We start from the raw sequence: 14,506 nt of genomic DNA on the forward strand, positions 1-14,506 counted from the left end.
TCGATCACACTCATTCAACCCTTACACACTTTATCGGTCAGAGGTTATACAGACCCAGCCTGTATACGGGAGAACCATGCCTGCCTCCAACCATCCGATTTTTCGCATTGGCGTTATCGCCGATACGCACAATCTTCTGCGTCCCGGCGCATTGAGCGCACTTGAAGGGAGCGACCATATCATCCATGCCGGTGATATCGGCAAGCCCGAAATCCTTGAGCGACTTCGGGAAATAGCTCCCCTTACCGTCGTCCGCGGCAATAACGACACGGACGACTGGGCCCAGACCCTACCTGAAACAGCTACGCTTCGTTTTGGCGAGGTCGATCTCTACGTGATCCACATCCTCCAGGATCTGGTGATTGATCCGGCGGCCGAAGGTATTCGCGTTGTAATCTGCGGGCATTCACATAAGCCAAAACGGGAGGAGCGCGAGGGCGTGCTCTACTTCAACCCAGGCAGCCCTGGCCCTCGCCGCTTCAAGCTGCCTGTCTCTCTGGGACGCCTGACCATACAGGGTACTGAGGTCAACGCCGAACTCATTACCCTGGAAGTCTAGTCAGGGCCTTCACAGCGAAGGCCTGGCCAGCGGCGCCGGGCTGCGATGACGCTGCCCGGCGCAGGCAAAGTAGATCACCCCACCAAGTGCCGAACCGGTAAACCAGCCGTAATCGTAAAACCAGGTCATGACACCCGTTGTCAACGCCATGAGCGTCAGCACGACAGGAATGCCGAACGCGACGAAGCCTGCCACGTTGTAGGCTGGGTAATAGTCGTCACGGTATAACCCGGCCAGATCAAGCTGCTGCTTTTTCACGATGAAGTAGTCCACCACCATGATGCCGGCGATGGGTCCCAGAAGACTGGAGTACCCCAGCAGCCAGTTCGAATACACGCTCTCCAAGCTGACATCCGAGACAATCCAGCCTAGTTTCTTGAGCAGTTCATGGGCCATCAGCGCCAGGCCCACCAACCCAGTTATCAATACGGCTCGGGTCCGATTGATGAGCCGGGGCGCAAGATTCTGGAAATCATTCGTGGGCGAAACGATATTGGCAGCTGTATTGGTCGACAGCGTCGCAACTACGATCAAGGCCATGGCCAAGGCGACCCAAACAGGGCTCTGGATATGACCGATAAGCGAAACCGGATCAGACACCGTCTCGCCCACCAGGGCCGCCGAAGCGGCCGTCATTACCACGCCCAGGGAGGCAAACAGGAACATGGTGACCGGCAGGCCAATTACCTGCCCTATGATCTGATCCTTCTGGCTTCTGGCATAGCGACTGAAGTCTGGAATGTTCAGCGAGAGAGTCGCCCAGAAACCCACCATGGCAGTCAGGCCTGCCAGAAAATATTTGGTCACCCCCTCGCCTTCCGGTCGTTTGGCTGGCTGGGACAGGAGCTCCGTCATCGACACATGGGGCATCGCCCACATCAGAAGACCGACCCCGACAAGTAACAGGAGCGGCGCAGACAAGGTCTCCAGCCACTTGATCGACTCAGCGCCTCGAATGACCACCCATAGATTGGCCGTCCAGAACACCATGAAGCCAATGACCTCACCCGTACTGCCCAAGGCCTTCCAGCCCTCGAAAAGTGACCCGAGAAACAGGTGAATCGCCAAACCGCCAAACATCGTCTGGATGCCAAACCAGCCGCAGGCCACGACTGCTCGAATCAGGCAGGGCACGTTCGAGCCCAGAATACCAAAGGAGCTGCGCAGGAGGACCGGAAAAGGAATCCCGTACTTGGTGCCTGGAAATGCATTCAATGTCAGGGGAATCAGCACGATCAGGTTGGCCAGCAGAATGGTAACCAGCGCCTCGCCCACTGATAATCCAAAATAAGCCGTCAGTACGCCACCCAGGGTGTACGTGGGTACGCAGATGGCCATGCCCACCCACAGCGCTGCGATATGCCACTTATTCCAGGAACGCTCCGCTACCTGAGTAGGCGCCATGTCGTGGTTATAACGTGGGCTGTCCAGAACATCCGGGCCGGCATGAAGCTCATGAAGACCATCGCGCACAATCACTTCGGATCTGTTGTATGGCATGGCATGCTCTCCCTGTTTTCTCTCATAGGGGTGAGTAGGTCCTGCTAGCAGGCTGATCGCCCTTTCTCTCAATAAGCGTGCCGGAACCGTGATCGAAAACAGTCAGGGGAGCGGGCCTTGCGCTAAGTCCTTGATATCACACCTGGAATATTGGTTTGCCTAGCAAGGCAATGGCAGCTGATCACCGAAGCGAAGCGTCCTAACAGCGTTGTCAGGAATCAAACTGGTGCAGAAAAAAGGCAGTGTGATCGCTTGCAAGCGTTGCAAAAGCAACCAACTCATTGATTAAGTTCAGAAAAGCCAAGCCATAGCCTGTGCAACAATTTGGTGAGCGACGATCACCAAGGCAGCGCCGGATACCCTTTATTCCTGACAGCTACGTTAGGAATGCTCAAGGCTCCAGACCAATTCCTCGCAGGATAACCGCCGTCACCGTCTGTACAGCCTGCTCGAATTGCCGATCGCTCAAGGGCATATGGCCGTTGATTAAGTCGATCTGATAATTGAAATCTGCATAGTGCTGGGTCGAGGCCCAGATCATGTAGAGCAGATAAGCCGGCTCTACCGGCAGGATACGTTTGTCATCCACCCACTGCTTGATCTTGGCCTGCTTGAGTCTGGCCCACTCCATCAGGTGTTCATCCAGAGCGGCCCCCAGCAGCGGTGCACCATGCATGATTTCGTTGGCCCAGATCTTTGAGCCATAAGGGCGAGTACGGGAGTGGTTCATCTTGGCGCGGATATAGCTCGTCAGCACTACCCGGGGATCATCGAACTGCTCGAAACAGATGGCATCCTGTTTCCAGAGTTCCAGTAATCCGAGCACCACCTCACGGTACAGGTCATCCTTGGTCGAGAAGTAATAATGCAGGTTCGACCGCGGCAGCTCTGCTTCCTGGGCAATATCGCCCATGGAAGCAGCACCAAACCCTTTCTCGGCAAACACCTTTTCGGCAGCCAGCAATATCTTCTGCGTATTCCTGCGGCGGATCTCGATCTTGTGATTAGCCATGGCATTTCCGATACGAGCAGTAAACGCCAAGGCTACCCCAAGGTCTGTCGCGAACCTAGAGCGACTCAGGCGCCCTTTTCTTCATCCTTGAACTGATCTTCGATGTACGTGATCTTCGTCTTGCCATGGGGAGTCGGATTACCCTCCTCGTCCAGGTTGACAAAGACGATCTTGTCGATGGTCAGAATGCTCTTGCGGGTAATCTTGTTGCGGACTTCACAGCGCAGGGTAATGGAGCTGCGGCCAAATTCAGTAGCCGTGATCCCTAGCTCGATGATGTCACCGATACGCGATGCGCTGACAAAATTGATCTCGGAAATATATTTGGTGACGACCCGCTGGTTGCCCAACTGAACGATGGCATAAATCGCAGCCTCTTCGTCTATCCACTTCAGCAGGCTGCCGCCAAACAGAGTGTTGTTGGCGTTCAGATCCTCGGGCTTTACCCACTTGCGTGTATGGAAATTCATGTCGTCTCCTTGAGTAATAGCGGTCCACAAGCTTAACCCCTTCCGCCGGTTAGAGAAGCCACCAAAGCGGTCGTTCCTCTCTATGCAGTCAATTACTGATCATCATGAATCCGGTACACCTACAAAGCCTGGGGATTGCCCGCTATACTTCGAGCCCATGGCGATTTTCAAATCGCCACCCGCCATCCTACCGAGGGGCGCTGCAGCAGGGTTTCCCTGTCAGGCTCGGGGGAGCGTAGCCGCAGGCCTAGCCTGCACACGCATCAACGGCGCCCATTCGCATTTACAGCTGTCCTGCAGCGGCACGTTATCGCCGGGGCAGCCAACAACTTCGAACGAATGGAGAGCTTAATGAGCGCTGTTATCACGCCTGCCGGTTTCAACGACTACAAGGTTGCCGACATTTCCCTGGCTGACTGGGGCCGCCGCGAAATCATCATCGCCGAGTCCGAAATGCCAGCCCTGATGGCCCTGCGTCGCAAGTACGCCGGCGAGCAACCGCTCAAGGGTGCCAAGATCCTGGGCTGCATCCACATGACCATCCAGACTGCCGTGCTGATCGAAACACTGGTCGCGCTGGGCGCTGAAGTGCGTTGGTCCTCCTGCAACATCTTCTCTACCCAGGATCAGGCCGCAGCCGCCATTGCCGCTGCCGGTATTCCTGTCTTTGCCTGGAAAGGTGAAACCGAAGAAGAATACGAGTGGTGCATCGAGCAGACCATCCTGAAAGATGGCCAGCCTTGGGATGCCAACATGGTCCTGGACGATGGTGGCGACCTGACCCAGATCCTGCATGACAAGTACCCGCAGGCCCTGGAAAAAATTCACGGCGTTACTGAAGAAACCACTACTGGTGTACATCGCCTGCAGGACATGCTGAAGAAAGGCACCCTGAAGATCCCGGCGATCAACGTCAATGACTCCGTTACCAAGAGCAAGAACGACAACAAGTACGGCTGCCGTCACAGCCTGAACGACGCCATCAAGCGCGCTACCGACCACCTGCTCTCCGGCAAGCAGGCGCTGGTTGTCGGCTATGGCGACGTAGGCAAGGGTTCTGCTGCCTCCCTGCGCCAGGAAGGCATGATCGTAAAGGTGTCCGAGGTCGACCCGATCTGTGCCATGCAGGCCTGCATGGACGGCTATGAAGTCGTTTCGCCCTACAAGAATGGTCAGAACGATGGCACCGAAGCCTGCGTTGATGCCGACCTGCTGGGCAAGATCGACCTGATCGTCACCACAACCGGCAACGCCAACGTCTGCGACGCCAACATGCTGAAAAAGCTGAAGAAGCGCGCCGTGGTGTGCAACATCGGCCATTTCGACAATGAAATCGATACAGCCTTCATACGCAAGAACTGGGGCTGGGAAGAAGTGAAGCCGCAGGTTCACAAGATTCACCGCACCGGTAAGGACATCGATCCGGCCAACGATGATTATTTGATCCTGCTGGCCGAAGGTCGCCTGGTCAACCTGGGCAACGCAACCGGCCACCCAAGCCGCATCATGGACGGCTCCTTTGCCAACCAGGTTCTGGCGCAGATGCACTTGTTCAACGAGAAGTTTGCCGACCTTCCTGTAGTCGAAAAGACCAAGAACGTCACGGTCATGGTTCTGCCCAAGAAGCTGGACGAAGAAGTGGCGCTGGAAATGGTCAAGGGCTTCGGCGGTGTCGTGACACGTCTGACCAAAGAACAGGCGGACTACATCGGCGTTGAGCAGGACGGCCCGTTCAAGCCGGAAACCTATCGCTACTAAGCGGTAGGCATCAATCGACACGGAGAAGGTCTTCCCCTTCTCCTCGGCAGTTCAGGACAACACCGCCCAAGCGGCGGTGTTTCTTGAGGAAGCGCCAATGCGCTCCAGGGATTACCCATGACTCGTACCACACCCAACGTCAGTTTCGAGTTCTTCCCGACGAAGACCGAAGCCGGCCACGAAAAATTGCTCAATACTGCTCGCCAGCTGGCCGGCTACTCCCCAGAATTCTTCTCCTGCACTTATGGTGCTGGCGGCTCGACCCGGGACCGTACCCTCAATACCGTTCTTCAGCTCGACAGCGAGATTCGGATTCCTACAGCGCCCCACCTCTCCTGCGTAGGCGACTCCAAGGCCGAATTACGGGACCTGCTGATTCGCTACCGTGAAGCGGGCATCACGCGTATTGTGGCACTGCGCGGTGATCTTCCTTCCGGCATGGGGATTTCCGGCGGCGAACTGCGTTACGCCAACGAGTTGGTCAGCTTTATCCGCGAAGAAACCGGCGATCATTTCCACATTGAAGTTGCCGCTTATCCGGAAGTTCATCCCCAGGCACGCAACTTCGAAGCCGATCTCGCCAATTTTGTTCGCAAAATCAAGGCTGGAGCCAACGGCGCGATCACACAATACTTTTTTAATGCCGACAGCTACTTTCATTTTGTCGACAGAGCGTGCAAGCTAGGCGCAGACGTACCCATCATTCCTGGCATCATGCCGATTACCAACTACAGCAGCCTGGCTCGCTTTTCCGAAGCCTGTGGCGCCGAAATCCCACGCTGGATTCGCAAGCAGTTGGAAGCGTATGCTGACGATGTCAAAAGCATTCAGGCGTTTGGCCAGGAAATCGTGACAGACATGTGTGAACGCTTGCTGGCCGGCGGAGCGCCTGCCCTGCACTTCTACACATTGAATCAGGCTGAACCCAGCCTGGCCATTTGGAATAACCTTGGCTTTAAAAGCTGAACATCATCGCCTGGAGCCATTTTCCAGCCTTCCACCCAGCGCAGGGCGGTAGCGTGTGGAGAAGACGAACACATTATTGTCGTCCGTTTCAGGCGAAACCGCGCCCCAACGTCGGCGGGACGCCGACTTAGTAGACAGGAACCCCGCATGTCCTTCACTTCCCTCGGTCTCTCCGAGGCCCTATCCCGCGCAGTAAACGACGCGGGTTATGTCAACCCGACTCCCGTTCAACAACGGGCCATTCCCGCTGTACTGCAAGGCCGTGACCTGATGGTTGCCGCCCAGACCGGTACTGGCAAGACGGGTGGATTCGCCCTCCCCGTTCTCGAGCGGCTCTTTCCGAACGGACAACCTGACGGCAAAAAAGCCGGTCCGCGCCAAGCCCGTGTGTTGGTATTGACGCCTACCCGGGAGCTGGCCGCCCAAGTGCATGATAGTTTCAAGATCTATGCACGCGACCTTCCCATGCGTAGCACCTGCATCTTTGGTGGTGTTGGCATGAAGCCCCAGGTCACTGCGCTCTCCAAGGGCCTTGACGTCCTGGTAGCGTGCCCTGGTCGTCTTCTGGACCTTGCCGGTCAGAATAACGTCGATCTGTCAGCCATCGAGATTCTCGTGCTGGACGAAGCTGACCGCATGCTCGACATGGGCTTCATTCACGACGTGAAGAAGGTTCTCGCCCTGCTTCCCAAAGAACGGCAGAACCTGCTGTTTTCGGCAACGTTCTCCAAAGACATTACCGATTTGGCCGACAAGCTCCTGCGTAATCCCGAGCGCATCCAGGTCACGCCGCCAAACACCACGGTCGAACGTATCGAGCAGCGTGTCTTCCGTATTGCCGCTGCCCAGAAACGCGCCTTGCTGGCTCATCTGATTACTCTTGGCGCCTGGGAACAAGTGCTGGTCTTCACACGGACCAAGCACGGTGCCAACCGCCTGGCCGAATACCTGAACAAGAACGGCCTTCCGGCTGCGCCTATCCATGGAAACAAGAGCCAGAACGCACGTACCAAAGCGCTGGCCGACTTCAAGGACAATTCCATTCGCGTGCTCGTAGCAACCGATATTGCCGCTCGCGGTCTGGACATCGACCAGCTTCCCCATGTCGTCAACTTCGAGTTGCCGAACGTGGAGGAAGATTACGTACACCGCATCGGCCGTACAGGTCGTGCCGGTCGTAGCGGCGAAGCCATATCCCTTGTGTCTCCCGACGAGGAGAAACTGCTGCGCGCCATCGAGCGCCTGACCAAGCAGAACATCCCTGACGGTGACATGCAGGGCTTTGACCCTGCCAGCGCACCGGTTGAGAAAGTGGAAGCGCGTGAGCCACGCGAGCCCCGCCGCCAGGCACGACAGCCACGTGCACCCCGCAAAGAGCAGCCTGCAAGAGCAGCGGAAGGTGAAGTTTCTGCTGAACACGCAGCACCACAGCACGAGGAGCGGCAGGCACGCCAGCCACGGCGTGGCCGCCAGCAGAACCAGAGTCAGGGTCAGGACCAGGCACGCGCCGGTAGAAACAAGCCACGCCAGGAGCGCAGCGGCGAGCGCCAGCCCCAGCAGACAACTCAGAGCCCCCAGAACCGCGATCCGGAAGAGTTTCTGGATGACGATTTCGATAACTTTGGTAACCGGGTCGATTATGTCAGCCCTTATCAAGGCAAGAATCGCCGTAATGGTGGTCCGCGTCGTCCAGGTCAAGGGCAACCGCCGCGTACCCATAGCCAAGGCGCAGCGACTTCAGGCGCTACGGCTCAAGCACGCCCGCCTCGTCCTAGACAAGGTGCGGCCAATGCCAGCAACGCGCCTGCAACCGATAGTCGTGGCCCAGCTCAGAACAAGCGTCGCAACAAGCCGGCCGGACAACGTCCCCGTCAGGAGAATCGTCCTTACCAGCCACGCGAACCCCGTGAGCCGCGTCCCGCTATGACAGAGGAGCGTGCACCCAACAAGCCGCAACCTCGCATTCTGCACAAGCCTTCTCGTGCAGACCGCATGCTGACGCCTGAGCAGCTGGATTCGCTCCAGGTTCGTCCAAAGGCTGAAAAGCCTGCCTTGCTGACACGTAATCGCTCGGCTGACTCTGACGCTTGATGCGTTTTCCCTCCAGCGCAGGCTGGAGGGAAAAATAGGCATAAAAAAAGCCGACTCAATCGAGTCGGCTTTTTCATGTCTGCCTTACTAGCGCTTTGATGTGATTGCGGGCGTCGCACTGACGTTGTTATCCGTCGTACGCTCCAACCAGCCACCGCCTAACGCCTTGTACAGCGTCACACTGCTGCTGAGCTGATTAAGGCGGTCTGCGAGCAGCTGCTCCTGAGCCGAATATAAGGATCGCTGCGCATCAAGCACAGTCAGGTAGTTATCGATGCCCTGACGGTAACGCTTCTCAGCCAGATCGTAATACTCCTGACTTGCCGTCACCAGATCACGCTGGGCCTGAAGCTGGTCATCATAGGTTCCCTGTGCAGCTAGAGAATCAGACACTTCCCGGAAGGCTGTCTGGATGGCTTTCTCATACGCAGCGATATTGATGTCCTTCTGGATCTTGGCCGCATCGAGGCTTGCCTTCAGACTACCGGCGGTAAAGATCGGGATATTGATGCTGGGTGCGAATGTCCAGTATCCCGAATGGGCATCAAACAAGCCAGAAAGCTCCCGGCTACCCGTTCCACCCTGGGCGGTCAGGCTGATGCTTGGGAAGAACGCTGCCCTGGCGGCTCCAATATTGGCATTGGCTGCCTTGAGGTTAAGCTCGGCCTGCAAAACATCCGGACGGCGCTGTAACAGCTGCGACGGCAAGCCAGCTGGCAGCTTGGCCAGCAGGTCATTGTCATCCAGGCTCTTGCCGGCCGGTAGATCGGTCGGCAAGGGCGCGCCCAACAGCAACCCCAGCGCATTGCGATCCTGCGCCTCCTGACGAGTGTACTGCGCAAGACTCGCCCGAGCGCCCTCCAGCGCCGTACGGGACTGACGTAGATCCAGACCGCTACCCACCCCATTATCCAGCAGACGCTTGGTCAGATCGAATGAGCGCTGATAAGCGTCCAATGTATCGCGGGTAAGCTGGAGCAATTTCTGATCGGTTTTCCAGGTGAAGTAGGCGTTGGCCACTTCGGAAATCAGGCTGATCTGGGTACTGCGCCGCGCCTCAACGGTTGCAAAATAACTTTGTAAGGCCTGCTCATTCAGACTGCGCAGCCGACCGAACAGATCCAGCTCATAGGCCGACATGCCAAGCGTTACCGTGTATTGGCTGTTGATCGAGCCGCTACGAGAGCTTCCCGCGCCAGCCTGACCAGTGTTTTGCAGCAACTCCTGGATCGCCGCTGCCGAGCTCATGTCTGCCGGCGTACGCGTCCGCGAACCATTGGCATTGACGCCAATGGTCGGGAACAGCTCTGCACGCTGGATACGATACTGCGCCTGATACAGGCGAACATTCAGAGCCGCCTGCCGCAGATCACGGTTGTTATCCAGAGCGACTTGAATTAGACGCTGCAATTGCGGATCGCTATAGAACTCACGCCAGCCAATATCGGCCGTGTATTCCGAACCACTGCTGGTTGGATTGCCTTTGTACGCCTCGCCTTGCGGCCAAGCGTTTTCCACAGGCGATGCAGGCCGCTCGTAGTCGGGAATCAGGGTGCAGCCCGAAAGCAGCACTGCACCTATTGCGATGGATAAAAGAGACTTCTTCATACTCAATGTCTTCCCTCGGCGCCTGATTCCTGATCACGTGAAGCCTTGTCCTTGAACAAACTGCTGACCACGACGTAGAACATGGGAATCCAGAAGATCGCCAAAACGGTTGCGGTTACCATCCCGCCAATCACGCCCGTACCAACCGCATGCTGACTACCGGAGCTGGCACCATTGGAGATGGCCAGCGGAACCACGCCCAAGATAAAGGCCATGGACGTCATGATAATCGGGCGTAGACGCATCCGTGCGGCTTCTACGGCGGCATCGACGATGTTCTTGCCGCCCTCGTGCAACTCCTTGGCAAACTCCACGATCAGAATCGCGTTCTTGGCTGACAAACCAATGGTGGTTAGCAGGCCCACCTGGAAGAACACGTCGTTTGCCAAACCTCGGAAGTAGGTAGCCAGGAGCGCACCGATCACGCCCAGCGGTACTACCAGAATGACCGCAATCGGGATCGACCAGCTCTCATATAGTGCTGCCAGGCAGAGGAAGACCACTACCAGGGACAAGGCATACAAGGCAGGTGCCTGCGAACCTGAAAGTCGCTCTTCGTACGACATGCCGGTCCAGGCAATACCAACGCCCTGCGGTAGCTCCTTGGCCATGTTCTCGATTTCGGTCATGGCATCGCCCGTACTGTAACCAGGCGCAGGAGAGCCCTGGATCTCGACAGACGAGATACCGTTATAACGCTCAAGCTTGGGTGAACCGTAGACCCACTCGCCATGGGCAAAGGCCGATACCGGCACCATCTCGCCATTGCTGTTACGTACGTACCACTTGCTCAGATCTTCCGGGTTCATCCGTGAATCGGCTTCGCCCTGTACATACACACGCTTTACGCGGCCTCTGTCGATGAAGTCATTGACGTAACTGGAGGCCCAGGCAATTGACAAGGTCTGGTTGATATCGGTCTGGGACAGACCTAGCGCACGGGCCTTTTCATCGTCGATGATCAGCTTGTACTGCGCTTCGTCATTCAAACCATTGGGGCGAGTCTGAGTCAGCTTCGGATTCTGTGCCGCCATGCCCAGCAATTGATTCCGCGCCTCCATCAACTTCTCATGGCCAAGGCCGGAGTTGTCCTGAAGATAGAAGTCGAAACCGGTAGCGTTACCCAGCTCAAGTACCGCTGGCGGAACGATGGCAAAGATCATGGCATCCTTGATCTGCGACAGATAACCCATGGCGCGTCCGGCTACAGCACTGGCGCGGTCCTTGGCATCCGGACGATCTTCCCAAGGCTTGAGCTGAACGAATGCAAGGCCGGAGCTCTGACCACGGCCGGCAAAGCTGAAGCCGTTGACCGTAAACATGGAGCTGACTGCCGACGGCTCGTTCTTCATCATCATTTCGCGCATCTGATCCAGCGCAACCTGGGTACGTGCCGCAGACGATCCGGTTGGTGTGGTTACCTGCACGAAAATTACGCCCTGGTCTTCCTCAGGCAGGAAGGATGATGCAATGCGGGTAAACATGAACGCCATGCCAGCCAGAATGACGACATATACCAGCAGGAACGGTACCTTGTGACGGATAACAGTAGCGACGCTGCGCTCATAACGGTTGACGCCACTGTCGAACTTGCGGTTGAACCAGCCAAAGAAGCCGCGCTTCTCGTGATGGTTCTTGTCGACCGGCTTGAGGATCGTGGCACACAGCGCTGGCGTCAGGATCAAAGCAACCAGCACCGATAGGGCCATAGCGGAAACAATGGTAATCGAGAACTGCCGGTAGATCACCCCGGTCGAGCCGCCAAAGAAGGCCATCGGCACGAATACCGCTGACAGCACCAGAGCGATACCCACCAGCGCGCCCTGGATCTGGTCCATGGACTTGCGGGTCGCTTCCTTGGGACTTAGCCCCTCTTCCGCCATGACCCGTTCGACGTTTTCCACCACAACGATGGCATCGTCCACGAGCAGACCAATCGCCAGCACCATCCCGAACATGGTCAGGATATTGATGGTAAAGCCTGACGCGAACAGGATACCGAACGTACCCAGTAAGACGACCGGAACTGCAATAGTCGGGATCAAAGTGGCTCGGAAGTTCTGCAGGAACAGATACATCACGAGGAATACCAGCAGAATCGCCTCGCCCAGTGTCTTGACCACCTCATGAATGGAGGCAGTTACTACAGGTGTAGTGTCGTACGGGTACACCACTTCCATGCCTTCAGGCATGAACGGCTTGAGTCGTTCAATGGTCGCACGAACGGCCTTGGACGTATCCAAAAGGTTAGCCCCAGTTGCCAGACGCAGCGCCATACCCGACGCAGGCTTGCCGTTGAACTGGGCGTCGATCGAATAATTTTCACCGCCCAGCTCGATACGTGCGACGTCACGCAGCCGCACCTGGGAACCATCGGGATTGACCTTCAGGAAAATGTTACCGAACTGCTCTGGGGTTTCCAGACGGGTACGGCCAATGATCGTAGCGGTGAGCTGCTGGTTTTCAACGGCAGGCAAACCGCCCAGCGAGCCCGAAGCCAACTGGACGTTCTGGCTCTGAATGGCATTGGAAACATCTCCGGGAATTAACTGATATTTATTCAGTTTGGCCGGATCCAGCCAAATACGCATGGCGTACTGCGAGCCGAAGACCTGGAAATCACCTACACCCGGGGTCCGCGCGATGGGGTCACGCATGTTGGATACGATGTAGTTGGACAGATCCTCACGAGTCAGGGAGTCGTTGTTTGACACCAGACCCACCACCAGCATGAAGTTACGCTGATACTTGGCCACCCGAAGGCCCTGCTGCTGCACCTCCTGAGGCAGAAGCGGTGTCGCCAGCTGCAGCTTGTTCTGTACCTGAACCTGCGCAATGTCCGGGTCCGTGCCTTGGTTAAAGGTCACGATAATGGTCATGCTGCCATCGGAGTTGGACTCCGAGGAGAGATAACGCAGGTTGTCGATCCCGTTCATCTGCTGCTCGATGACCTGGACGACTGTATCCTGAACGGTCTGTGCCGACGCGCCGGGATAGCTCACCTGGATCGAAACAGCCGGTGCCGCGATGTTTGGGTACTGGTTGATCGGTAGGTTAAGAATGGCGAGACCGCCCGCCAGCATGATCACCAGGGCAAGTACCCAGGCGAAAATGGGGCGGTCAATAAAGAATCTTGACATCGACAGCGGCTCCCTTATTGCTGCTTGTCGGCACTACCCTGCTGAGCAGGTTGTGCCGAATCGCCAGGCCCAGCCACATTGGTGGCCGGCTTGGTCGTAACCGAAGCACCCGGGCGAATACGCTGCAGGTTTTCCGTAATCAATTGGTCGCCCGCCTTCAGGCCATCGGAGATCAGCCAGTTGGTGCCGATCGTACGCTCGGTCTTCACGGTACGCTGCTCGACCTTGTTGTCCGGCGTAACAACCATCGCTACGGCGTTACCTCTCAGGTCGCGCGAGATGCCCTGCTGTGGCGCCAGGATAGCCGTCTGACGGACTCCTTCCTGCAGTTGCGCACGCACGAACATGCCTGGCAGCAACAAACGGTCAGGGTTGGGAAACTCTGCACGAATGGTAACCGAGCCGGTTCCCTGATCCACTGACACCTCAGAGAACTGCAGCTTGCCCAGATGCTTGTATTCGGAACCGTCTTCCAGCATCAGCTTCACCTGGGCGGCATCCTCACCCGCCCGCTTGATCAGACCGCTGTCCAGCTCACGTCGCAGACGCAGCATCTCGGTACTGGACTGCGTCACGTCCACATAAATGGGATCAAGCTGGTTGATGATGGCCAAGGCAGTCGCCTGATCAGCAGTAACCAGAGCACCTTCTGTCACCAGTGAACGACTGATCTGTCCCGAAATCGGCGCCGTCACCTTGGTATAGGCTAAATTAATCTCTGCAGTACGCAGATCAGCCTTGGCAGTCTCTACCTGGGCTTCGTTCTGCTTGAGAGTCGCCTGGGCGTCATCCGCTTCCTGGCGGCTAATCGCTTCGTCTTTTACCAAGGCAGCATAGCGCTGGGCCTTGAGCCGGTTGGACGCCATAGTCGCCTGCGCCTGTGCCAAAGTGGCCTTGGCTGCATTCAGGTTGGCCTGATAGGTGCGAGGATCGATCTGATAGAGCTGCTGGCCAGCCTTGACCTCAGAACCTTCCTTGAAGTAACGCTTCTGGAGAATACCACCGACCTGAGGTCTGACTTCCGCTACACGGAATGCCGAGGTCCGGCCAGGTAATTCAGTCGTCAGGGTAACCGGCTGTTCCTTGAGCGTAACCACACCCACTTCAACCGCTTGTGGCTGCTGTTGCTGAGCCTGCTGATCCTGATCCTGCTTACCGCATCCATTGAGCGTCAGCGTCGCCAGTAATAAAACCGGGACAAAATAAGCATGCGCCGACTTGATGTGCATATCGGAGTCCTTGAACAAAACCTTTGAATAGGGTGCTAGGCAACGCGACGCTATGCGGCCGCATCATTCTTGGCAGATTCTTGTGATCGCCCAATATACTTACGTACATGGTTGTTTGTAAACAGGAACAAGTCGCCTGCGGGGACTTATCCAAGCGATTGAAAAAACCATTT

At 56.7% G+C, this 14,506-nt stretch carries 10 protein-coding genes and 1 riboswitch; of the genes, 4 read left to right on the forward strand and 6 right to left on the reverse strand.

Annotation, left to right across the window (positions count from 1 at the left end):
• Positions 1-76 precede the first annotated feature (76 nt).
• On the forward strand, positions 77-559 hold the full coding sequence (locus JQR90_RS15580; protein ID WP_010795569.1) for a metallophosphoesterase family protein: 483 nt from the start codon (positions 77-79) through the stop codon (positions 557-559).
• 9 nt (positions 560-568) lie between these two features.
• Here the strand turns inward: JQR90_RS15580 and JQR90_RS15585 are convergent, their stop codons facing one another.
• The 3 genes from JQR90_RS15585 to JQR90_RS15595 form a co-directional block, all read right to left on the reverse strand.
• Positions 569-2,059, reverse strand: coding sequence for an NCS1 family nucleobase:cation symporter-1 (locus tag JQR90_RS15585; RefSeq protein ID WP_312601784.1), 1,491 nt, complete (start codon positions 2,057-2,059; stop codon positions 569-571).
• A gap of 391 nt (positions 2,060-2,450) precedes the next feature.
• The gene (locus JQR90_RS15590; protein ID WP_150348581.1) at positions 2,451-3,071 is read right to left on the reverse strand and encodes a TetR/AcrR family transcriptional regulator; all 621 of its coding nucleotides are present in this window, start codon (positions 3,069-3,071) and stop codon (positions 2,451-2,453) included.
• Positions 3,072-3,136: 65 nt separating this feature from the next.
• Positions 3,137-3,541 carry an acyl-CoA thioesterase gene (locus JQR90_RS15595; protein WP_010795573.1) on the reverse strand — a complete coding sequence of 135 codons (405 nt, stop codon included), beginning with the start codon at positions 3,539-3,541 and terminating at the stop codon, positions 3,137-3,139.
• Positions 3,542-3,727: 186 nt separating this feature from the next.
• Positions 3,728-3,823: riboswitch (S-adenosyl-L-homocysteine riboswitch) on the forward strand.
• Positions 3,824-3,892: 69 nt separating this feature from the next.
• On the opposite strand from JQR90_RS15595, the gene ahcY reads away from it, so the two are divergent.
• The 3 genes from ahcY to JQR90_RS15610 all read left to right on the forward strand — a co-directional run bounded on the left by ahcY (position 3,893) and on the right by JQR90_RS15610 (position 8,356).
• Positions 3,893-5,299: an adenosylhomocysteinase gene (gene ahcY / locus JQR90_RS15600; protein WP_434140107.1), complete on the forward strand. Its 1,407-nt coding sequence runs from the start codon at positions 3,893-3,895 to the stop codon at positions 5,297-5,299.
• Between the two features lie 117 nt (positions 5,300-5,416).
• On the forward strand, positions 5,417-6,265 hold the full coding sequence (metF, locus tag JQR90_RS15605) for a methylenetetrahydrofolate reductase [NAD(P)H] (protein ID WP_010795575.1): 849 nt from the start codon (positions 5,417-5,419) through the stop codon (positions 6,263-6,265).
• 147 nt (positions 6,266-6,412) lie between these two features.
• The gene (locus JQR90_RS15610) at positions 6,413-8,356 is read left to right on the forward strand and encodes a DEAD/DEAH box helicase (RefSeq protein ID WP_010795576.1); all 1,944 of its coding nucleotides are present in this window, start codon (positions 6,413-6,415) and stop codon (positions 8,354-8,356) included.
• 87 nt (positions 8,357-8,443) lie between these two features.
• On the opposite strand, the gene adeC is transcribed toward JQR90_RS15610, so the two are convergent.
• The 3 genes from adeC to JQR90_RS15625 are packed head-to-tail and all read right to left on the reverse strand — an operon-like array spanning position 8,444 to position 14,333.
• Entirely contained in the window at positions 8,444-9,964 is a 1,521-nt protein-coding gene (gene adeC, locus JQR90_RS15615) for an AdeC/AdeK/OprM family multidrug efflux complex outer membrane factor (RefSeq protein WP_010795577.1), read from the reverse strand.
• Positions 9,965-9,966: 2 nt separating this feature from the next.
• Entirely contained in the window at positions 9,967-13,104 is a 3,138-nt protein-coding gene (locus JQR90_RS15620) for an efflux RND transporter permease subunit (RefSeq protein ID WP_010795578.1), read from the reverse strand.
• A gap of 14 nt (positions 13,105-13,118) precedes the next feature.
• The gene (locus JQR90_RS15625; RefSeq protein ID WP_010795579.1) at positions 13,119-14,333 is read right to left on the reverse strand and encodes an efflux RND transporter periplasmic adaptor subunit; all 1,215 of its coding nucleotides are present in this window, start codon (positions 14,331-14,333) and stop codon (positions 13,119-13,121) included.
• Positions 14,334-14,506: the final 173 nt, after the last annotated feature.

Source organism: Pseudomonas sp. JZ114, assembly GCF_051027705.1.
Classification (GTDB): domain Bacteria; phylum Pseudomonadota; class Gammaproteobacteria; order Pseudomonadales; family Pseudomonadaceae; genus Chryseomonas; species Chryseomonas luteola.

What these genes read in the sequence shown, in the direction of transcription:
- JQR90_RS15610 (WP_010795576.1), top strand. Translation starts at nt 6,413, where the DNA reads ATGTCCTTCACTTCCCTCGGTCTCTCCGAGGCCCTATCCCGCGCAGTA.
- ahcY (WP_434140107.1), top strand. Translation starts at nt 3,893, where the DNA reads ATGAGCGCTGTTATCACGCCTGCCGGTTTCAACGACTACAAGGTTGCC.
- JQR90_RS15620 (WP_010795578.1), bottom strand. Translation starts at nt 13,104, where the DNA reads ATGTCAAGATTCTTTATTGACCGCCCCATTTTCGCCTGGGTACTTGCC.
- adeC (WP_010795577.1), bottom strand. Translation starts at nt 9,964, where the DNA reads ATGAAGAAGTCTCTTTTATCCATCGCAATAGGTGCAGTGCTGCTTTCG.
- JQR90_RS15590 (WP_150348581.1), bottom strand. Translation starts at nt 3,071, where the DNA reads ATGGCTAATCACAAGATCGAGATCCGCCGCAGGAATACGCAGAAGATA.
- metF (WP_010795575.1), top strand. Translation starts at nt 5,417, where the DNA reads ATGACTCGTACCACACCCAACGTCAGTTTCGAGTTCTTCCCGACGAAG.
- JQR90_RS15580 (WP_010795569.1), top strand. Translation starts at nt 77, where the DNA reads ATGCCTGCCTCCAACCATCCGATTTTTCGCATTGGCGTTATCGCCGAT.
- JQR90_RS15595 (WP_010795573.1), bottom strand. Translation starts at nt 3,541, where the DNA reads ATGAATTTCCATACACGCAAGTGGGTAAAGCCCGAGGATCTGAACGCC.
- JQR90_RS15585 (WP_312601784.1), bottom strand. Translation starts at nt 2,059, where the DNA reads ATGCCATACAACAGATCCGAAGTGATTGTGCGCGATGGTCTTCATGAG.
- JQR90_RS15625 (WP_010795579.1), bottom strand. Translation starts at nt 14,333, where the DNA reads ATGCACATCAAGTCGGCGCATGCTTATTTTGTCCCGGTTTTATTACTG.